The organism is Kineococcus halophytocola, assembly GCF_041276425.1.
In the GTDB taxonomy this organism is placed as follows: domain Bacteria; phylum Actinomycetota; class Actinomycetes; order Actinomycetales; family Kineococcaceae; genus Kineococcus; species Kineococcus halophytocola.
On record NZ_JBGFTU010000017.1, the window covers coordinates 1 to 16799 of the forward strand.

At 73.9% G+C, this 16799-nt stretch carries 22 protein-coding genes; 6 read left to right on the top strand and 16 right to left on the bottom strand.

Annotation, left to right across the window (positions count from 1 at the left end; translation table 11 throughout):
• Positions 1-75: 75 nt before the first annotated feature.
• Both hxlA and hxlB read right to left on the bottom strand, forming a co-directional pair.
• Entirely contained in the window at positions 76-720 is a 645-nt protein-coding gene (gene hxlA, locus AB2L27_RS14540) for a 3-hexulose-6-phosphate synthase (RefSeq protein ID WP_370442202.1), read from the bottom strand.
• 45 nt (positions 721-765) lie between these two features.
• The gene (gene hxlB, locus AB2L27_RS14545; RefSeq protein ID WP_370442203.1) at positions 766-1464 is read right to left on the bottom strand and encodes a 6-phospho-3-hexuloisomerase; all 699 of its coding nucleotides are present in this window, start codon (positions 1462-1464) and stop codon (positions 766-768) included.
• 139 nt (positions 1465-1603) lie between these two features.
• On the opposite strand from hxlB, the gene AB2L27_RS14550 reads away from it, so the two are divergent.
• Both AB2L27_RS14550 and AB2L27_RS14555 read left to right on the top strand, forming a co-directional pair.
• On the top strand, positions 1604-2881 hold the full coding sequence (locus AB2L27_RS14550; RefSeq protein ID WP_370442204.1) for a helix-turn-helix transcriptional regulator: 1278 nt from the start codon (positions 1604-1606) through the stop codon (positions 2879-2881).
• Positions 2882-2955: 74 nt separating this feature from the next.
• The gene (locus AB2L27_RS14555) at positions 2956-3900 is read left to right on the top strand and encodes a LysR family transcriptional regulator (RefSeq protein WP_370442205.1); all 945 of its coding nucleotides are present in this window, start codon (positions 2956-2958) and stop codon (positions 3898-3900) included.
• Positions 3901-3913: 13 nt separating this feature from the next.
• Here AB2L27_RS14555 and AB2L27_RS14560 read toward each other — a convergent pair whose 3' ends face one another.
• The 7 genes from AB2L27_RS14560 to AB2L27_RS14590 all read right to left on the bottom strand — a co-directional run bounded on the left by AB2L27_RS14560 (position 3914) and on the right by AB2L27_RS14590 (position 8772).
• Positions 3914-4906 (bottom strand): aldo/keto reductase, encoded by a 993-nt coding sequence (locus AB2L27_RS14560; protein WP_370442296.1) that lies wholly within the window; start codon positions 4904-4906, stop codon positions 3914-3916.
• Positions 4907-4952: 46 nt separating this feature from the next.
• Positions 4953-5366, bottom strand: coding sequence for a MerR family transcriptional regulator (locus AB2L27_RS14565; RefSeq protein WP_370442206.1), 414 nt, complete (start codon positions 5364-5366; stop codon positions 4953-4955).
• Between the two features lie 81 nt (positions 5367-5447).
• The gene (locus tag AB2L27_RS14570; RefSeq protein WP_370442207.1) at positions 5448-5873 is read right to left on the bottom strand and encodes a RidA family protein; all 426 of its coding nucleotides are present in this window, start codon (positions 5871-5873) and stop codon (positions 5448-5450) included.
• A gap of 83 nt (positions 5874-5956) precedes the next feature.
• Positions 5957-6631 (bottom strand): hypothetical protein, encoded by a 675-nt coding sequence (locus AB2L27_RS14575; RefSeq protein ID WP_370442208.1) that lies wholly within the window; start codon positions 6629-6631, stop codon positions 5957-5959.
• 16 nt (positions 6632-6647) lie between these two features.
• A complete protein-coding gene (locus AB2L27_RS14580) occupies positions 6648-6818 on the bottom strand; it encodes a hypothetical protein (RefSeq protein ID WP_370442209.1) in 171 nt (56 codons plus the stop codon).
• Positions 6819-6921: 103 nt separating this feature from the next.
• Positions 6922-7362 carry a grhN gene (locus AB2L27_RS14585; RefSeq protein ID WP_370442210.1) on the bottom strand — a complete coding sequence of 147 codons (441 nt, stop codon included), beginning with the start codon at positions 7360-7362 and terminating at the stop codon, positions 6922-6924.
• Positions 7363-7494: 132 nt separating this feature from the next.
• Positions 7495-8772 carry a glycosyltransferase gene (locus tag AB2L27_RS14590; RefSeq protein WP_370442211.1) on the bottom strand — a complete coding sequence of 426 codons (1278 nt, stop codon included), beginning with the start codon at positions 8770-8772 and terminating at the stop codon, positions 7495-7497.
• A gap of 296 nt (positions 8773-9068) precedes the next feature.
• Here AB2L27_RS14590 and AB2L27_RS14595 point away from each other — a divergent pair, with 296 nt between their 5' ends.
• Positions 9069-9479: a hypothetical protein gene (locus tag AB2L27_RS14595; RefSeq protein ID WP_370442212.1), complete on the top strand. Its 411-nt coding sequence runs from the start codon at positions 9069-9071 to the stop codon at positions 9477-9479.
• A gap of 140 nt (positions 9480-9619) precedes the next feature.
• On the opposite strand, the gene AB2L27_RS14600 is transcribed toward AB2L27_RS14595, so the two are convergent.
• The gene (locus tag AB2L27_RS14600; protein ID WP_370442213.1) at positions 9620-9823 is read right to left on the bottom strand and encodes a DUF1541 domain-containing protein; all 204 of its coding nucleotides are present in this window, start codon (positions 9821-9823) and stop codon (positions 9620-9622) included.
• A 57-nt stretch (positions 9824-9880) separates the two neighbouring features.
• Positions 9881-10243: a DUF1541 domain-containing protein gene (locus tag AB2L27_RS14605; RefSeq protein ID WP_370442214.1), complete on the bottom strand. Its 363-nt coding sequence runs from the start codon at positions 10241-10243 to the stop codon at positions 9881-9883.
• 646 nt (positions 10244-10889) lie between these two features.
• On the opposite strand from AB2L27_RS14605, the gene AB2L27_RS14610 reads away from it, so the two are divergent.
• From AB2L27_RS14610 to AB2L27_RS14620, 3 genes are all read left to right on the top strand, one after another.
• Positions 10890-11216, top strand: coding sequence for a maltokinase N-terminal cap-like domain-containing protein (locus AB2L27_RS14610; RefSeq protein ID WP_370442215.1), 327 nt, complete (start codon positions 10890-10892; stop codon positions 11214-11216).
• 814 nt (positions 11217-12030) lie between these two features.
• Positions 12031-13056: a tyrosine-type recombinase/integrase gene (locus tag AB2L27_RS14615; RefSeq protein WP_370442216.1), complete on the top strand. Its 1026-nt coding sequence runs from the start codon at positions 12031-12033 to the stop codon at positions 13054-13056.
• A 12-nt stretch (positions 13057-13068) separates the two neighbouring features.
• Positions 13069-13542, top strand: coding sequence for a hypothetical protein (locus AB2L27_RS14620; RefSeq protein ID WP_370442217.1), 474 nt, complete (start codon positions 13069-13071; stop codon positions 13540-13542).
• 25 nt (positions 13543-13567) lie between these two features.
• Here the strand turns inward: AB2L27_RS14620 and AB2L27_RS14625 are convergent, their stop codons facing one another.
• The 5 genes from AB2L27_RS14625 to AB2L27_RS14645 form a co-directional block, all read right to left on the bottom strand.
• The gene (locus AB2L27_RS14625; RefSeq protein ID WP_370442218.1) at positions 13568-13891 is read right to left on the bottom strand and encodes a hypothetical protein; all 324 of its coding nucleotides are present in this window, start codon (positions 13889-13891) and stop codon (positions 13568-13570) included.
• Between the two features lie 33 nt (positions 13892-13924).
• Positions 13925-14365 (bottom strand): MarR family winged helix-turn-helix transcriptional regulator, encoded by a 441-nt coding sequence (locus AB2L27_RS14630; RefSeq protein ID WP_370442219.1) that lies wholly within the window; start codon positions 14363-14365, stop codon positions 13925-13927.
• A 91-nt stretch (positions 14366-14456) separates the two neighbouring features.
• Entirely contained in the window at positions 14457-14942 is a 486-nt protein-coding gene (locus AB2L27_RS14635) for a MaoC family dehydratase (protein WP_370442220.1), read from the bottom strand.
• A complete protein-coding gene (locus tag AB2L27_RS14640; RefSeq protein ID WP_370442221.1) occupies positions 14939-15847 on the bottom strand; it encodes an amidohydrolase family protein in 909 nt (302 codons plus the stop codon). The genes AB2L27_RS14635 and AB2L27_RS14640 overlap by 4 nt, the downstream gene beginning before the upstream one ends.
• Positions 15848-15852: 5 nt before the next feature.
• The gene (locus AB2L27_RS14645) at positions 15853-16785 is read right to left on the bottom strand and encodes an SDR family oxidoreductase (protein ID WP_370442222.1); all 933 of its coding nucleotides are present in this window, start codon (positions 16783-16785) and stop codon (positions 15853-15855) included.
• Between the last annotated feature and the right edge of the window lie 14 nt (positions 16786-16799).

A 16799-nucleotide genomic window follows, 5' to 3' on the forward strand; every position in this document is an offset into this window, starting at 1 on the left:
CCCGGGCGCGGCCCCCGCCCCCCCCCACGTCAGGTCCCGGCGGGTCCGTCGGTCCCGACGGATCCGTGGCCGGGGTCAGACGGCGGCGGGCTCGGCGGCCCGGATGGCCTCCTTGAGCTCGCGCGCGGCGGCCGCGGGGTCCGGCGCACCGTAGATCGCGGCCCCGGCCACGGCGACCGACGCGCCCGAGGCCTGCACCTGGGCGATGGTCGACAGCTTCACCCCGCCGGCGATGGAGAACGGGACACCGGACTCCCGGCCGTCGCGCAGGAGGACCTCGATGGAGTAACCGGGCTGCGCCTGCTCGTCCAGGCCCGCGTGGACCTCCACGAACTCCACGCCGAGCTCGGCCAGTTCCCGGGCCCGGTGGACGCGGTCGGGGTGGTTGATGAGGTCGGCCACCACGCCCTTGCCGTGGGCCCGGGCGGCCTTGACCGCACCGGCGATGGTCGCGTCGGCGGCCGAGCCCAGGACGGTGACGAGGTCGGCACCGGCGGCGAACGCCAGGTCGGCCTCGAGCTCGCCGGCGTCGGCGGTCTTGAGGTCGGCGAAGACCTGCTTGTCGGGGTGGGCCGCCTTGACGGCGCTGATGGCGCTCAGCCCCGCGTTCTTGATGAGGGGGGTGCCCAGTTCGATGATGTCGACGTGGGGGGCGACCTGGTGCGACAGCGCCAGGGCGTCGGCGGTGGTGAGCAGGTCGATGGCGACTTGCAGCTTCACGGGGTCCTCCTGCGGGGTGGGTTCCGGGGTGGGTGGGGGTTTTCCTCATTCGAGGTTCGTGTGCCGGGGCCAGAGCTCTGCGGCGGCCAGACCGCTGGTCTTCCAGGCGGAGTGGAACAGCGCGTCGAGCACGACGACGACGGATTGCTCGAACAGCGACCCGGCGTACTGGACCGACGCGGACCCGCTGTGGTCCTGCTTCGTGGCGGCCGGCAGGACGAGGGTGGCGTCGGCGGCCTCGAAGAGCGGGGCGGGGGTGAGGGCCGTGACCGCCAGGACGCGGGCGCCGGCGCCCGTGGCGGTCCTCGCGGCGGCCAGGGCCGAGCCGGTGGTCCCCGACCCCGACACGACGACGAGGAGGTCGCCGGCGCCGATGGCCGGGGCGGTGACCTCACCGACGCGGTGGACGGTCAGCCCCAGGTGCATCCAGCGCATCGCGGCGGTGGACACGGCCAGACCGCTGCGTCCCGAACCGGTCGCGAAGACGCGCCGGGCCCGCAGCAGCTCCCCGGTCGCGGCGGCCACCTGGGCGGGGTCGACCGCGGCGACGACCCCGGCGAGCTCGGCCACGACGGTCTCGGCGTCGGCGCGGAACCGCGCCGCCACGTCGGCGGTCGTGACGGCCCGCAGACCCGGTGCGCCGGTGGTCTCGCAGGTGGTCTCGCAGGTGGTCTCGCAGGTGGTCTCGCAGGTGATCTCGCAGGTGATCTCGCCGGTGGTGTCGTCGGTGGTGGTGGTGCTCATGCCCCGACCCTCCCCGGCGACGGGGCGGTCGCGCAGCTGGCCGGACGGGACGCCCACCCACCCGTCCGGACGGGTCGCCCACCGCCCTGGCTCCTCCGAAGGGCAGGTCGCGGCGGGTGGCGGTGGGTATCGTGCGCGCGTGAGCTCCCCCGTGGAGGCCGGGGCCGGACCGGCCGGGTCCACCGCGCTGACGATGGCGGGCGACGTCCTGGCGGCCCCGCTGCTGGAGGTGGCCGGGGCCTTGTCGCGGCACGTGGCCGGACGGGTCCGCCACGAGGCCCTGGTGGTCTTCACCGAACGGTGCACGGGTCACCCGCGCAAGACCGCCGGCCGCCCGCAGATCACCGAGCGGGTGACGATCGCGGAGATGGTGGCGGTCCTGGACCTCGTCCTGGCGGCCGGTGGCGTCCTCGACGGCCCGGCGCGCGTCGCCGGTGCCGAGCACGTCGTCCACGCCCGGGTGGCCCGGGACGGGCGCACCCTGCTGGTGCTGGTGGACCCGCGACCGCGGCCGGGCGCGTCGTGGGAGGCCGTGCGCGACCTGTTCGAGATCGCCGCCCTCAGCATCGCGCACCGGGTGGGTTTCGCGGGCCCGCAGTACCTCGCGGACTCCCGGGCCGCCTCCGCGGAACGGGCCCGGGCGGTCGCGGAGTCCACCGAACTGCAGCTGACGACCCTGGAGACCCTGCTCGGCGTCCTGCGGTCGGCGACCCTGGACGACGCGACGGCCCGCGCGCGGGCCGAGGAGATCGCCTCGCAGGCCGTCCTGGCCCAGCGCCGCCTGCGCGACGCGAACCGGGCGTTCACCGAGGAACCGGCGCTGCGGGCCTTCTCCGTCCTGCGGGCGCAGGTCGAATCGCTCGTGAAGCACCGCGACGTCGAACTGGACTTCGTCGAACCACCCGCTGACGGCCGGCCCGTGCCCGGGGAGGTCGCCAACGCGGCGCGGGCGGTGCTGCGCGAGGCGATCCTCGTGATGGTCGCCCAGGAGGGGGTGCGACGCCTGCGCGTGCAGTGGGACTGCGACGGCCGCAACCTCCTGTTCGACCTGCGCGACGACGGGGGAGGGCGCCTGCGCGAGGCCGACATCGCCTCCGGCGACGTCCGGGCGCGGGTCAGCGCGCTGGGGGGAGAGGTGAGCACCGAGATCGTCCCCGGCTGGGGTTCGCGGCTGAGCGCCCGCCTGCCGCTGGACGCGGCGGCGGTCCCCGAGCGGCCGCGGCTGGCCGGGTTGCAGCCGCGCGAGCAGGAGGTGCTGCGGCACCTGGCCGACGGGGCCCGGAACCGGGCCATCGCCACGACGCTGGGGATCAGCGAGAACACCGTGAAGTTCCACGTGGCCAACGTCCTGCGCAAGCTCGGGGTCTCCTCACGGGCCGAGGCCGTCGCCCTGCTGCACGAGCAGTCCCCGGGCTGATCCGCGGTCGGGGCTGGCGGCAGGGGTTTGGTGGCAGGGGTTTGGTGGCAGGGGGCCGGCAGTAGGGTTCGCCCATGCCGGCGGCCCCCACGTTCACCCTCCGCCAGTTGCAGTTGTTCTGCGCCGCGGCGGACCACGGGTCGTTCGCCGCGGCGGCCCAGGCGCTGTACCTGACCCCGAACGCGGTCTCGACCGCCGTGCGGGAACTGGAGACGGCCCTGGGGACGGACCTGTGCGTGCGCCACCGCGCCCGCGGTCTGACGTTGACCCCGACGGGTGCGCACATGCTGCCCAAGGCGCGGGCGTTGCTGCGCGAGGCCGAGGAGATGCACCAGACGCTGGGCAGCGTCGACGGGACGTTGAGCGGCCCGGTCGGCGTCGGGTGCTACTCGACCCTGGCCGCCACCGTGCTGCCCCCGCTCATGGACGGTTTCCGTCGCACCCACCCCGGGCTGGAACTGGGGGTGGTGGACGGGACGGTCACCGACCTGGTCGGCCGCCTGCACGACGGGCAGCTCGACGTCGTCATCGCCTACCGGTTCGGTCTGCCCGCCGACCTGGAGCACGTGGTGCTGTACGAGACCGAGGGGCACGTCCTCCTGCCGGCCGACCACCGGCTGGCGGCGGCCGAGGCCGTGCGGTTGACGCAGGTGCAGGACGAACCGCTCATCCTGCTGGACCTGCCGCCCAGCGACGTGCACACCCTGGAGATGCTGTCCAGGGCCGGCGTGAACCCCGTGGTGGCGCACCGGACGGCGAACTACGAACTGGCCCGCTCGCTCGTCGCCCGGGGTTTCGGCTACAGCATCATGATCCAGAAACCCACCATCGACGAGAGCTACGAGGGTCGCCCGCTCGTGGCGAAGCGGATCGTGCCGCCCCTGCCCCCCGCAGCGGTCGTCGTGGCCTGGCCCCGGGGAGCGCGCCTGACGGAACGGGCCCGGGCCCTGGTCGACTACGCCCGCACCACGGTCGGGTCGCAGCAGTGGACCCCCGCCACCCCCGCGCCCCGCCGGTGACCGCGCGGCCGCGTCAGCGGTGCACGCTGGACATGTCCGGGTAGCGGTCCCCGGCCGTCACGCCGACCGGCAGGACCGCGTCGAGGCGGGCGAGGTCCTCGGCGGTGAGCCGCACGTCCACCGCGGCGAGGTTCTCCGCCAGGTACGTGCGGCGCTTGGTGCCGGGGATGGGGACGACGTCCTCGCCCTGGGCGAGCAGCCAGGCCAGCGCCACCTGCCCGGCGGTCACGTCGCGGTCGGCGGCCAGGGCACGCACCTCCTCGACGAGTTCCAGGTTGCGCTGGAAGTTCTCGCCCTGGAAGCGGGGGTTGGTACGGCGGAAGTCGTCGTCGGCGAGGTCGTCGAGGCTGCGGATCGCGCCGGAGAGGAACCCCCGGCCCAGCGGGGAGTAGGGGACGAACCCGATCCCGAGCTCGCGCACGGCGGCCAGGACGCCGTTCTCCTCCACGTCGCGCGTCCACAGCGACCACTCGGTCTGCACGGCCGTGACGGGGTGGGTGGCGTGGGCGCGGCGGACGGTGTCAGGGGCGGCCTCACTGATGCCGAGGTGGCGGACCTTGCCGGCGTCGACGAGCCCGGCCATCGCACCCCACGTCTCCTCCACGGGGACGGTCGGGTCGACGCGGTGCTGGTAGTACAGGTCGATGTGCTCGACGCCGAGGCGCCGCAGGCTCGCGTCGCAGGCCGCGCGCACGTACTCGGGGGTTCCGTTGACGCGGCGGGTCCCGTCGGGTCGACGTTCGTTGCCGAACTTCGTGGCGAGGACGACGTCGTCGCGGCGGGAGGCGATCGCGCGTCCGAGGAGCTCCTCGTTGGTGAAGGGCCCGTACATGTCGGCGGTGTCCAGGAAGGTCCCGCCGGCGTCGAGGAAGGCGGCGATGGTGGCGACCGACTCCTGCTCGTCGCCGGTGCCGTAGAACTCGCTCATGCCCATGCAGCCGAGGCCGAGGGCGGAGACGGACAGGGCGGTGCCGTGCTCGGCGCTGCCCAGGACCCTGGTCGGCAGGTGTTCGCTCATGACCGGAACCCTGCGCCTTCGAGCGCGCTCGAGGTCAAGCCGGGACCGAGGCTCCCGCCACCGACCCCTCGTAGAGCGCGATCTTCGTCTCGATGGCCTCCAGGTGGGTGGCGACCTCGGCGAGCTGAGCGCGCACCTGGTCGCGGTGGGCGTACAGGAGGGTCAGGCGGGCGTCCTCGTTGCCCGCCCCGGCCCGGCACAGGTCGGCGTAGGCGCGCACTCCCCGCACCGGCATCCCGGTGGCCCGCAGCCGCTGCACCATGGTGATCCAGCGCAGGTGGGCGTCGGTGTAGCAGCGGTGGCCGGACCCGTCCCGCCCCGGCGGGTCCACCAGCAGCCCCGCGGTCTCGTAGTAGCGCAGGGTGTGCGCGCTGATCCCCAGCCGGTCCACCACCTCGGCGATGCCCATCGTCGTCACCGGTGGCCCTCCGGCCCGCTGCTCATCCACCCCACCAGTCTGCCCGGAGGCTGCCCGGCGGGCGTCGGCGCCGGTCAGACCACCCAGATCGGCAGCAGGAGCGGAGCGGGACTACCCGGCCTCGGGGGTCCTGGCGGGGACCGCAGTGACGGCGGCCACGGCACTGACCTCCAGCAGCGCACCGGGGACGCTGAGCCCGCTCACCCGGGCGACCTGCACCAGGGGGGCGGCACCCTCCAGGCCGGCGGCCGCGGCCGGGTAGGCGGCGGCCAGGTCGGCGGTGTCGAGGAGGAGGACGGTGACCGAGATGAGGTCGTGCACGCTCGCCCCGGTGGCGGCCAGGGCGAGGCGCACGTTCTCCATGACGCGTCGTGTCTGGGCCGCGACGTCGTCACCACCGACGAGCGCACCGTCGGCGTCGACGGCGTTCTGACCGCCGACGTGGATCGTGGTCGCCCCCGGCGGCACGACGGCGACGTGGGTGAAGGCGGGGGAGCGGACGAGTCCGTCCGGGCGCAGGCGGGTGATCTCGCTCATGGCGGCAGCATGGCAGCGGCCGCGCGCCACCGACAGGGTCGGACGCGGTGGGCGTGGCGGCGACCGCCTCGAGGCGCCCCGCGTCACCAGGTCAGGGCGAGGTGGTCGTGGCTGCGCTCGCGCAGGAGGGCGGTGGTGGCCCCGTCCTGCAGGCCGGGACGCATCGCGGTCTCCCAGCGGGCGTTGAAGGCCACGATCCACGCCGCCGCCGCGGCTGCGGTGCGCTGTTCGGCCCCGTCGAAGGGGCGACCGCGGGCCACCTCGTAGTCCCGCAGGAACTCCAGGGTCTCCTCCGGGGTGGACAGCCCTCCGCCACTGCTGGAGCTGGAGGCGTAGGACGAGGCGGCGAACCCGGCGACGACCGCCTCGGCGTCGGCGATGAGTTCCCAGTCGAAGGTGGCGACCAGTTTCCCGTCGGCGACGGCGCAGTTGCCCGCGTACCAGTCGGCGTGGCCCACGACGAGTTCGCGACGTCGATGGGTCAGCACCTGCTCGCTGGCGCGCCGGGCGAATGCGTCGAGCCACGCGTAGCCCGGGGGGCAGGTGGTGAAGTCCACGATCGGGTCGTGCGGGGTCGGCCACGGGCCGTTCTGGTACCGGCACCACGACGGCCCGGCACCTGCCCGCGCGAGCAGGGTGCCGTCCCGGCGCAGGAGCTCGATGTGCTGGGCCAGCCCCTCCGCCAGCAACCGCCGGACGCCCGGGGCCGACCCGTCAGGGGTTTCGCCGCGGTCGAGGAGTTCTTGTGCGACCAGCACGTGGCCCTCGACCTCGTCAGGACCCGGCCAGGGGCGGGGGCACGGGTAGCCGGCTGCGGCCAGCAGGGACGTGGCGTCCGCGCACCTGCGTCACCGTGACGTCGCCCAGCACCGCGCGTTCGGTGTCGGACAACACCGGCGACGTGCCGTTCAGCACGTCCTCGTGCGTCCCACCGGGGTTCGTCACGGGCCGAAGACTCCCACGATGCGCACCTCGCCGGAAGGACCCCGACGAGCCGCGGGGTGGGGCCTCGACAGCGGGACGACCGTGGGGTTGTCGAGACGCAGGATCAGGTCAGCACCAGGACGTGACGTCGTGCGGCGAGTTCCTCGTCGCTGGGGTCGTGACCCGCGGGTACGGCCAGGGCGATCCGGGCGGGGCTGAGGCCTTCGGCGACGGCGGCGCGGACGAGGGCGCCCACCTCTGCGGGGTCCTCCACCAGGTGCACCCGCACCGTCCTGCGCTGCCCGGCCTCGAGCAGTTCGGCGGTGGCGCCGCCGCGGAAGTTCACCCGCCACGGAGCAGCCGTGAAGACCAGCCGTCGCCCGGCCACCCGGTGCACGGTGACGGGGACCTCGAAACGTCGGCCGCTGCGCCTGCCGGTGACCGTCAGCACCGCCACCGGCAGGCGGGCACCGAGGCGGGTCGGCGCCAGGCGCCGCACCAGGGGGTTGGCGACGTACCGGGTGAGCCAGCGGGGTGGGCGACGGTCCTGGACGCGCTGTTCCACGGTGGTCCTTCCCTGGCTGAGGGACGGGGGAGGTTCTCCTTCGACGCCTGTTCCTACCGCAGCTTCCTACCGCACCGGGGGGAACTCCGGTAGGGGCGACGGTGGACCCGCGGGGTTGCCCGCGTTCGGCGGTCAGCGCAGTCCCTCGAGGATGTCGACCGCGGTGCTCGCCCCCTGCTCACCGGTCATGGCCCGCGCCGTCGAAGCCGCCACCTGCCGGTGTCCGGCCGCGGCCAGGAGCCGCTGCGTCAGCCGGTCCACCGTGAGTTCGCGCGCGGGCACCGGGGCAGGGCTCAGCCCGCGGTGGTGCAACCGGGCGGCCCACCACGGTTGGTCGGCGATGAAGGGGACGAGCACCGAGACCGCGCCGGCACGGGCCACGGCGTGGACGGTGCCCGCCCCTGCGTGGTGCACGACGACGTCCACCCGGGGCAGAACGCTGGCGTGGGGGATCGAGGACGCGACGAGCACGTCGTGCCCGGCCCCGCCCGCCGTCCGGGCCGCGCCGGCGTCCAGGCCGCCCCACCCCGTCACGACCAGCACGCGGGCCCTGATCGCCCGGGCCGCGCGGACCACCACCCGGCTGCGTTCCCGGGCCGCGGCCACGCCCGTCGCCATCGAACCGAACCCGGCGACGACGACCGGGGCACCGTCGCGGTGCGCCGCGGTGAGGAACCCGTCCACCTCCGCGCTCGGGCGGGCAGCGGTGGCGTCCTGCCACGGCCCGGTGAGGTGAGCGGTGCCCGGCCAGTCCCCGGGGCGGGGGACCAGGACCGGGCTGACGGGGCAGAGCACCGCGGCAGGGGGCGGCAGGGACGCCGTGCGGGGGAGACCGTGCGCGACGCGCAGGCGCCGCAGGTCCGGGCCGAGCACCGCCGCCGCGCCGGCGGTGGCGCGGTAGGTGAGCCGGTTCACGTGCCGGCCCAGGTCGCGGGAGGCGATGCCCGCGGCGGGGAAGTCACCGGTCGGGGTGAGGGTGGGGACGGTCTCCACGACGACGTGGGGCACGTCGAGCACCGCCGCGGCCAGGGGAGCCGAGAGCACCTTGGGGTGGGCGACGAGCACGTCCGGCTGCACGTCCAGAGCCGTCCGGGCCGCCGAGGCCAGCAACCCCCGCAACGCCGGGTGGACCGTGGAGCGCCACGACCGCAGTGCCGCGACGGGCGAGACGCCCTGGGTCGTGATCAAGCCGCCGAGGTCACCGTCGAGGACGACCACCTCGAACGGCTGGGGTCCGAGCCCGGCCGTCATGCTGCCGGTGGCGGCCAGCACCACGTGGTGGCCGCGGCGGGAGGCCTCGCGCGCCAGTTCCACGAACGGTTCCACGTCGCCGCGGGAGCCGGCCGTCAGCAGCAGCAGGCGACGTGGGCCGCCGCCGGGGTCCGGTTCGTCGTCCTCACGGCTGAGCACGTCCGAAGGCTGCCACGCAGTCGGCGACCGGCTCACTCCCGGTGGTCGTCCCCGGTGGTGGCCAGGGTCTTGACAGCGGTGACCGCCGATGTGAATCTAACGTCGTTAGAAGTTCTACCGGCGTTAGGTCCAAGGCCGCCACGTCTGGCCCGTGGCCGCCCCCACCCACCTCGACGGGAACGCCCCGCTTCGAGACCGGCACGGAGGAGACGAACGACATGGACGCAGTCCGCACGACCACCGCCCCGGCAGTGACCGCAGCACGCCCGGACCGGGTCGACCCCGACCGTCGCAGCGTGCTCGCCGACAGGATCAGCCGGGTCCTGACGGGGCTGAACGCGGTCCTGACCCTGCTCGCGCTGGGGTACGGCGTCTACCGGCTGACCCAGTCCGCCCCCGAGGACCTCGTCGTGCAGGCCTGGCGGACCTTCGGTTTCCTGGTCTTCTTCAGCCTGTGGACCATGGTCACCCTGTGGCCGCGCAGGACCCCGGGCGCCTGGGAGCTGATCTTCCTGCACAAGGTGGCGATCACCACCTTCGCCCTCGTCCTCGGAACGGTGCCCGAGGCCCGGGAGACGGCCCTCATCGACGGGTGGCTCGTCCTGAGCGGGGCCGCCGCCTACGTGCTCACCCGCGGGTGGGTGGCCTGGCGGCCCCTGCGCGCGGGCCGCGGTGCGGTTCCCGCGCCGGCGCCCTCGCGCGACTGAGGTGCCCACCCCCGCAGGCCCTGGACACCGACACTCGCATCGGCACGACCCCGGGGTCCGGGTCGAACGCGGCGGGACGCGGTGCAGGGACTGGGGAACGTGCGGTCGGTGGCGGTGGCACCGTTCCCCGGACGTCGAGCTCAGGACGCCGGCTCGATCTCGCTCTCGACCACCCACTTGTGGTTCACCATCGTCATCCCGTCGGCCTCGACGTCGACCATGTACGTGGTCTCGTCCGTCGAACCGGAGACGGTGGCCGTCGCGCCCTGCATGCCGGTCATGTGCGTGGCGTCCAGGACGACCTGCGCCCCGTCGGGCAGTCTCGCGTCCCCGACCCCTCGCAACTCCTCCTGGACGACCCAGCGGTGGTTCAGGACCGGCTCCCCGCCGGTGGTCGGGATCTAGTCCACCTCGTAGGTGTACGTGTCGAACGCGCCGACGACCGTGGCCTCGACGCCGTCCATCCCCGGCACGTGGTCGGCCCGCAACACCACCTGCGAACCCACCGGGTGGGACGGCGCCGCCGCGACCGCGATGCCCTCGGGTGCCGGACCACCGGCCGGGGCGTGGTCGTGACCCGAGTGGTCGTGACCGGAGTGGTCGTGACCCTCGTGCTCGTGCTCGTGCCCGGCGTCCGCGTCGCTGGACGTCGAGGTCTCCGGAGTTCCCGCGGTCCCGGGGGTCGCGCTCTCCTGGCTCGCACACCCGGCCATCAGGACCACCAGCCCGACCAGCCCCGCGACCGTCCGCCGATCCGCTCTCATCCCGTCCTCCTCGTGCGTCGCCGCGGTCGCCGGGAGCAGGACCCGACCACCGAATTCTTGAGAATGGATCCTGACTGGGGATCCGCCGCTCACCCCGACGGGCACGACCGGGACCGGCGCAGCGGAAGGGTCTGCTGCAGGGGGAGGCGACTGTTCGCCTCACGGCGCGCATCCCTGGGCATCGAGGCGATCGGGATCCGCTCGCGGAACATCGCGGTCTCACCGGTGCGGCGGAATCCGTGGCGCTGTTCCAGGCGCGGGCCGCGCGGCAGAGGGTGGTTTCGGGGTTCACGCGTCGGGTGCTGACCAGACACCGGCGGAAGTCGCCGGCCGTCGGGGACGTCCGGGGCACCACCTGTTCGTCGATACGTTCCGGGGGAGCGGGACCAGGTGTTCTCCACCCAGTCATCGGGCGCAGTGACCGCACATCGCGCGTGCTGCGCCAGACGCGTCGGGTCCCCGCAGGAGAAGCGCCCTTCTGCCACGATCGCGCGATGGCTGTCCATCACCCGGCGACGATCGTGCCGTCCGAGCGGGAACTGCTGCAGGCCTGGGTTCCACACCAACCCTGGACCGGAGACTCCGACACCTCCGTCCTGACCAAGCTCGGCTCGTACGCTTCGACGACCCCGACGGTGAGGTGGGGATGGAGACGCACCTGCTGGCCGGCGCCGACGGGCAGGTGCTGCAGGTGCCGCTGACCTACCGCGGCGCCCCTCGCGCGGGAGCCGAGGACTCCCTCATCACCACGATGACGCACACGACTCTCGGCCAGCGTTGGATCTACGACTGCTGCCACGACCCCGTCCACGTCAGCGCCCTGGTCACCACGATCGTGACCGGTGGCCGCGAGGCCGACCTGTTCGCCGCCACCGAGCAGGGCCTGGTGCTGGAACCGGTCACGACCCGGGGCAGGAGACCCCCTGCCTGTTGGCGACAGTGGTCGTCTCGTCGTAGCAGGGTGCCGGTGTGATGAGCGGCGGCTCACGTCAGGTGCAGCGCGGTGCGCAGGTGCCGCCTCGCCGAACCACCGCAGCGGCATGGCTGCGGCGCCGTGGTCGGCGAGCAGTCGTACCCGGTCGGTTCCGATGCGGCTGCTGGAGGCGGGCAGGACCAGGACCGCTCACCGCGGGCGTCCGGTGAGCGAGTCGTTGACGACGTCGGTGGCCGTCCTCGGTCGCACCCGCTCGGACAAGTGCCTGAGGCGGGACAACAGGCGTGGTCGCCGAGGAGCGGCCGTCAACGGCTAGTTGTCATAATGATGATTATCGGCTAATGCTGCAGCGCCGCCTGAGGGCCCGATCGAGGCCGATCCGTCCCGGTGCGGGCCGATTTGCGCCAGGTCACCGTCGACAGGTCACCTTCGAGGTGAGCACCACGCGCCGACGTGCCGACGTCCACGTGGGACGCATCGACCGGCGAGAACTTACGGTGGCTCCCGAGACGTTCCACCGAGGCCCGACGGTTCCTCCTGATCGCCGGTGACTGTCGTCGTGATCCCGGTCGCTGCAGCACCGGCCACCGGTCACCGTCGCCGGTCAGCGCCCCATCAGCCCGGCCGTCGTGCCCGTCGTCCGTCGCGGCTCGAACTCCAGCACGTTCCCGCGAGTTCGATGAACCTGAGCCGTCCACACGACCGACGACGCGACCGAACCCTTCGAGCGCCCCGCCCGTGAACTCCGCATAACGACGAGTATGCGGAACCTCTGGTCGTTCGTCCCCCAGACCCGTTGTGCCGCAACGTTTTAACTTGACGCCTCACTCCCCCGTCGCGTATCGTCACTGACATGGCTCCCCTGCACCCCGGGGTTCTCGAGTCCCTCACCACCTCCTCGGCGCTGCCGGTCGCGGTCCGCGCCTACGAAGTGGCCCGACTCCCCCGCAAGGACTCCCCCAACACCCTCGCCGCCCGCGCCCGCGACATCGCCGGCATCGCTCCCCGCCTGGCCGCGGCCGTCGGTGTCGACGACCCCCTCGTGGGTGACCTGACCACCCCCGCCCTGCGCGCGGCCTTCGCCGACTTCTCCCTCGACCACGCGCGCAGTTCCATCGCGCGCTGCTGGTCGACGTGGAACGGGTTCTGCGGGTTCCTCGTCGCCGAGGACGTCCTGCCGGGCAACCCGATGGCCGGGGTGCACCGGCCCCGCCCCGTCCAGCAGAGCCCCAAACCGTTGCGGGGCAACGACACGCCGGAGGTGCTGCTGGACGCCGTCGCCGCCGGGCGCCGCGCGCGCGACCCGTGGCCCGAACGCGACCTCGCGGTCGTGGCGACGTTGCTGGTCACCGGGATCCGCAGCGCCGAACTCGTGGGCCTGCGCATCGGGGACCTGGCCGGGACGGCCGGGGAACGCCGGATCCGGGTGCGGGGTAAGGGAGGTGCCGAACGCAGCCTGCCGGTGGAGGAAGCCCTGGGCGAACTCCTCGACCGGTACCTGACCGGGAGGGCCCGGCGGTTCCCGACGCCCCGGGGTCCGCGCCAGGACGCCCCCCTGTTCGTCGACACCCGCGGCCGGGAACTGTCCCGGCACCAGCTGCAGTACCTCGTGGAGCAGTGCTACCGCGCCGCCGGGGTCAGCGACCGCGTGCAGCGCGGCGCGATGGTCCACGCGCTGCGGCACACCTTCGCCACCCGCGTCGTGGCCGGTGGGGCCAGCGCGGTGGAGGTCATGCGACTGCTGGGGCACCGGAGCCTGGCCACGTCCCAGCAGTACGTCGACGCCGGCGCCGACGAGCTGCGAGCGGCGGCCGCGGCCAGCCGGTCCTACGCGGCCCTGCGGACACTGGCCACCGACCCCGCCGGCCCGCGACCGTGACATGATCCGGGCATGGCGACGACGCGGCGGACGCACTGCGCGAACAAGATGCCCTGGCCGGCAGGGAACCACCGCAGCCTCGAGCGGTTCCTCGACGAGGCCGAGAGGGCCGGCACCCTGGACGTCATCGCCGACCACCCGCAGGCGGCGACCACGCTGGCCTTCGCCCCGCACGGCCTGGACGCCGAGACGACCGGCACGGTGCTGAGGTTCGCGGAGTCCCCCGAGCAGGGCCTGGCCTTCCCCGCCGCCTGGCAGCACTGGCTGCAGGCCACCGACGGCACCTACGCCGACCGCTCGGCCGCGGCCGACGGCTTCGCCCGGTTCGCCGAAGCCGTCCAGCACGAGCACTGGGAGGCCCGCGGCGACGTGCCGGTGCAGGAGGCCCTGACCGGGTTCATCGACACCGTCGTGGCCGCGCAGGCCGACGGGACGGACCCGCGACAAGCGCTGGACGCCGCCACGGGCGTCACGACCGAGGGCTGACCCCCGGACCGGGCCCGCGCGCCGGTCAACCGCGCCGGTCGCGCTGGTAGGCGGTCCACGCCGCGGTGCACCGCTCGCACCGGCAGCCCAGGTTGCGGTAGCCGTTGGCGGTGCCGTGCCGGGCGTCGTGCCCGTCCTGGCGGAAAGCCTCTGCGCTCTGGGCCGGGGAGGGGCGGGCGGCGGCCCGGTCCAGGCCCAGCTCGGCCCGCCACACCCGGATCGTGGGGTGGCTCACGCCCAGCAGCCGCCCCGCCTCCTGCTGCGGCAGGCCGGCAGTGGCCTGCACGGCCTCGCGCCAGGTGGCGTACCCGGCCCGGCGGGCGATCTCGTCTCGGTCGTGGCGGGGCACCGGCGCACCCTACGGCCCGCGCCGCCGGCGCCCTCACCGGGCCGGTGTCTGCCCCAGCGCCCGCCGGGAGACCTGCAGCGCCTTGCGGAACGTCTCGCGCTCGCGCGAGCCCAGACCGGCCACCATCTCGGCCTCGATCTCGCCCACCGGCCCGCGCAGCTCCTCCAGGATCCGCTGGGCCTGCGGGGTCAACGTCAGCAGCATCCGGCGCCGGGACCGTTCGTCGACGTCGCGCCGCACGTGGCCCTTGGCCTCCAGGTCCACGACCATCTGCGCCATCGTCTGGGCCCGCACGAACGAGTTGCGGGCCAGGTCCGCCGACGTCATCCCGGGGTGGCGTTCCAGGACGGTCAGCGCCGTGTACTGCAGCGACGTCAGCCCGTGCCTCCCGACGACAGCGTCGAGGCGGTTGCGGATGGCGAGCTCGACCTGCTTGAGCAGGTACAGCAGGGTCACGTCGGTCGCACTGGTCACCGGCACATCCAACCGCACGTCCCGGCCCGTCCCCCGGCCCCGCACCGAGGGCGCGGGGCCGGGGGACGGACCGGGACGAGGTGGGGGCAGGTCAGGCGTAGAAGCGGGCGAGGAAGTCCACGACCACGGCCGGGCGCTCCTGGCCCTCGATCTCGATGACGGCCGCCACCGTCAGCTGCACCCCGCCCTTGACCTCGGTGACGTCCTTCAGGGTCCCGCTCAGACGCACCCGGGAACCGGCCGGCACCGGGGCGGTGAACCGCACGCGGTCCATCCCGTAGTTGACCTTGCTCGTGACGCCCTCGACGTCGAAGGTCTCCGACCACAGCGGGATGAGCAGGGACAGGGTGAGGAACCCGTGGGCGATGGTGCCGCCGAAGGGCCCGTCCTCGGCGCGCTCGGGGTCGGTGTGGATCCACTGGTCGTCACCGGTGGCCACGGCGAAGCGGTCGATGCGTTCCTGGTCGACGACCATCCAGCTCGAGGGCCCGATCCCGGTGCCGACCAGCCCGGCCAGTTCCTCGAAGCGCACGACCTTCTGCGCGGCGCCGGCCTGGGTTCCGTTCTCGACGCTCATGCGTCCTCCTCGGTGTGGGTGGGGATCTGGGGGGCCAGCCCGAGGATGCGCAGCGCGTTCTCGCGCAGGATCAGGGGCCGCACCTCGGGGCGGATCGGCAGGTCGGCGAAGTCCTTCATCCACACGTCGGGGTGGATGAGCGGGAAGTCCGAACCGAACAGGACACGCTCGCGCAGGAACGTGTCCGCGGCCCGCACCAAGGCGGGCGGGAAGTACTTCGGGCGCCACCCCGACAGGTCGATCGCCACGTTCGCCTTGTGGGTGGCGATCGAGATGGCCTGGTCCTGCCAGGGCACCGAGGGGTGGGCGAAGATCAGCGACAGGTCGGGGAACTCGGCGGCGACGTCGTCCAGCAGCATGGGGTCGGAGTACCGCAGCTTGAAACCGTGCCCGCCGCGGACCCCGGCGCCGATGCCCGTCTGACCGGTGTGCACGACCACGGGCAGGCGCAGTTCGGCCAGCGCCGCCCAGAACGGGCGGTACCGCGGGTCGGAGGGGTCGAAGCCCTGCACGGTCGGGTGCAGCTTGAAACCGCGCGCCCCGTGCTCCAGGGCCAGGGACCGCACCCGGTCCACGGCGTCGGGCCGGTGCGGGTCGACCGAGCCGAACGGGATGAGGACGTCGGCGTGGTCGGCGGCCTGGTCCACGACCTGCTCGCTGGGGATGGGCGGGTGACCGAGCTGGTGCTCGGCGTCGACGGTGAAGACGACGGCGGCCATCCGGCGCTCGCGGTAGAACTGCGCGATGGAGGCCAGGTCGGGGGTGATGCCGTCGGTGCGGAAGTACCGCGCGGCCGCGGCGGCCAGGTCCGGCGGCAGCGAGCAGTGCCCGTGGTCACCGACCTCGACGTGCACGTGGACGTCGACGGCCGTCAGCGCCTCGACGTCGATCTCGGGGCGGTACACCGGGCTCAGCCCTGCGGGCGCACGAGGTCGCCCGGCAGGTCGGGGAAGCGTTCCCCGACCGACTGCAGGTTCTCGCGCAGCGTCGGGGCGAACTGCTCGGCGATGGTCTGCGCGTCCCACCCGCCCTCGTGGTGGACGGTGAGGACCGGTTCGGGGTGGCTCCACACCTGCAGCCGGTCACCGCCGGCGCCCAGGACCTGACCGCTGATGCCGGCGGCCTCCTCCGAGGCCAGGAACACCACGAGGCCGGCGACGTCCTCGGGGGTGCCGAACCCCAGGTCGTGCCGGTAGAACGACGGGATCGGCTCGTCGGCGTCCATGGCCTCCACGGCGGCGGCGAAGTAGGGCACGGTGCGGGTCATGGCGGTGGCCGCGACCGGGACGACCGCGTTGACCGTGACCTGGGCCTTCTTCATCTCCAGCGCCCAGGTGCGGACCATGCCGACGATCGCGGCCTTGGCGGCGGCGTAGTTCGTCTGCCCGAAGTTGCCGCGCTGGCCGGTGGGCGAGCCGATGGTCACGATGCGCCCGGTGACGCCGCGTTCCTTGAACGAGGCGTAGGCGGCGCGCACGCAGGAGAACGTGCCCCGGACGTGGACGGCCAGGACGGCGTCGAAGTCCTCGTCGCTCATCTTCAGCAGCGACCTGTCGCGCAGGATCCCGGCGTTGGTGACCAGGACGTCGAACCCGCCGAACTCGGCCAGGGCGGTCTGCACGAGCTGCTCGGCCGTCTCGGCCGGCCCGACCGGGGCGACCACGGCCACCGCGCGCCCGCCGGCGGCCTGGACGGCCTCGACCGTGCTGCGCGCCGCGTCCTCGACGGCGTCGTTGACCACGACGGCGGCCCCCGCCCGGGCCAGCGCCACCGCGTAGGCGGCGCCCAGGCCCGCCCCCGCGCCGGTCACGACCGCGACCTTGCCCTGCAACGTGGTGCTCATGTGCTGATTCCTCC

Bases quoted from the DNA above. Each gene is read 5' to 3' on its own strand.
- AB2L27_RS14645 (WP_370442222.1), bottom strand. From the start codon at position 16,785: ATGAGCACCACGTTGCAGGGCAAGGTCGCGGTCGTGACCGGCGCGGGG.
- AB2L27_RS14605 (WP_370442214.1), bottom strand. From the start codon at position 10,243: ATGAGAGCGGATCGGCGGACGGTCGCGGGGCTGGTCGGGCTGGTGGTC.
- AB2L27_RS14635 (WP_370442220.1), bottom strand. From the start codon at position 14,942: ATGAGCGTCGAGAACGGAACCCAGGCCGGCGCCGCGCAGAAGGTCGTG.
- AB2L27_RS14610 (WP_370442215.1), top strand. From the start codon at position 10,890: ATGGAGACGCACCTGCTGGCCGGCGCCGACGGGCAGGTGCTGCAGGTG.
- hxlB (WP_370442203.1), bottom strand. From the start codon at position 1,464: ATGAGCACCACCACCACCGACGACACCACCGGCGAGATCACCTGCGAG.
- AB2L27_RS14620 (WP_370442217.1), top strand. From the start codon at position 13,069: ATGGCGACGACGCGGCGGACGCACTGCGCGAACAAGATGCCCTGGCCG.
- AB2L27_RS14570 (WP_370442207.1), bottom strand. From the start codon at position 5,873: ATGAGCGAGATCACCCGCCTGCGCCCGGACGGACTCGTCCGCTCCCCC.
- AB2L27_RS14615 (WP_370442216.1), top strand. From the start codon at position 12,031: ATGGCTCCCCTGCACCCCGGGGTTCTCGAGTCCCTCACCACCTCCTCG.
- AB2L27_RS14555 (WP_370442205.1), top strand. From the start codon at position 2,956: ATGCCGGCGGCCCCCACGTTCACCCTCCGCCAGTTGCAGTTGTTCTGC.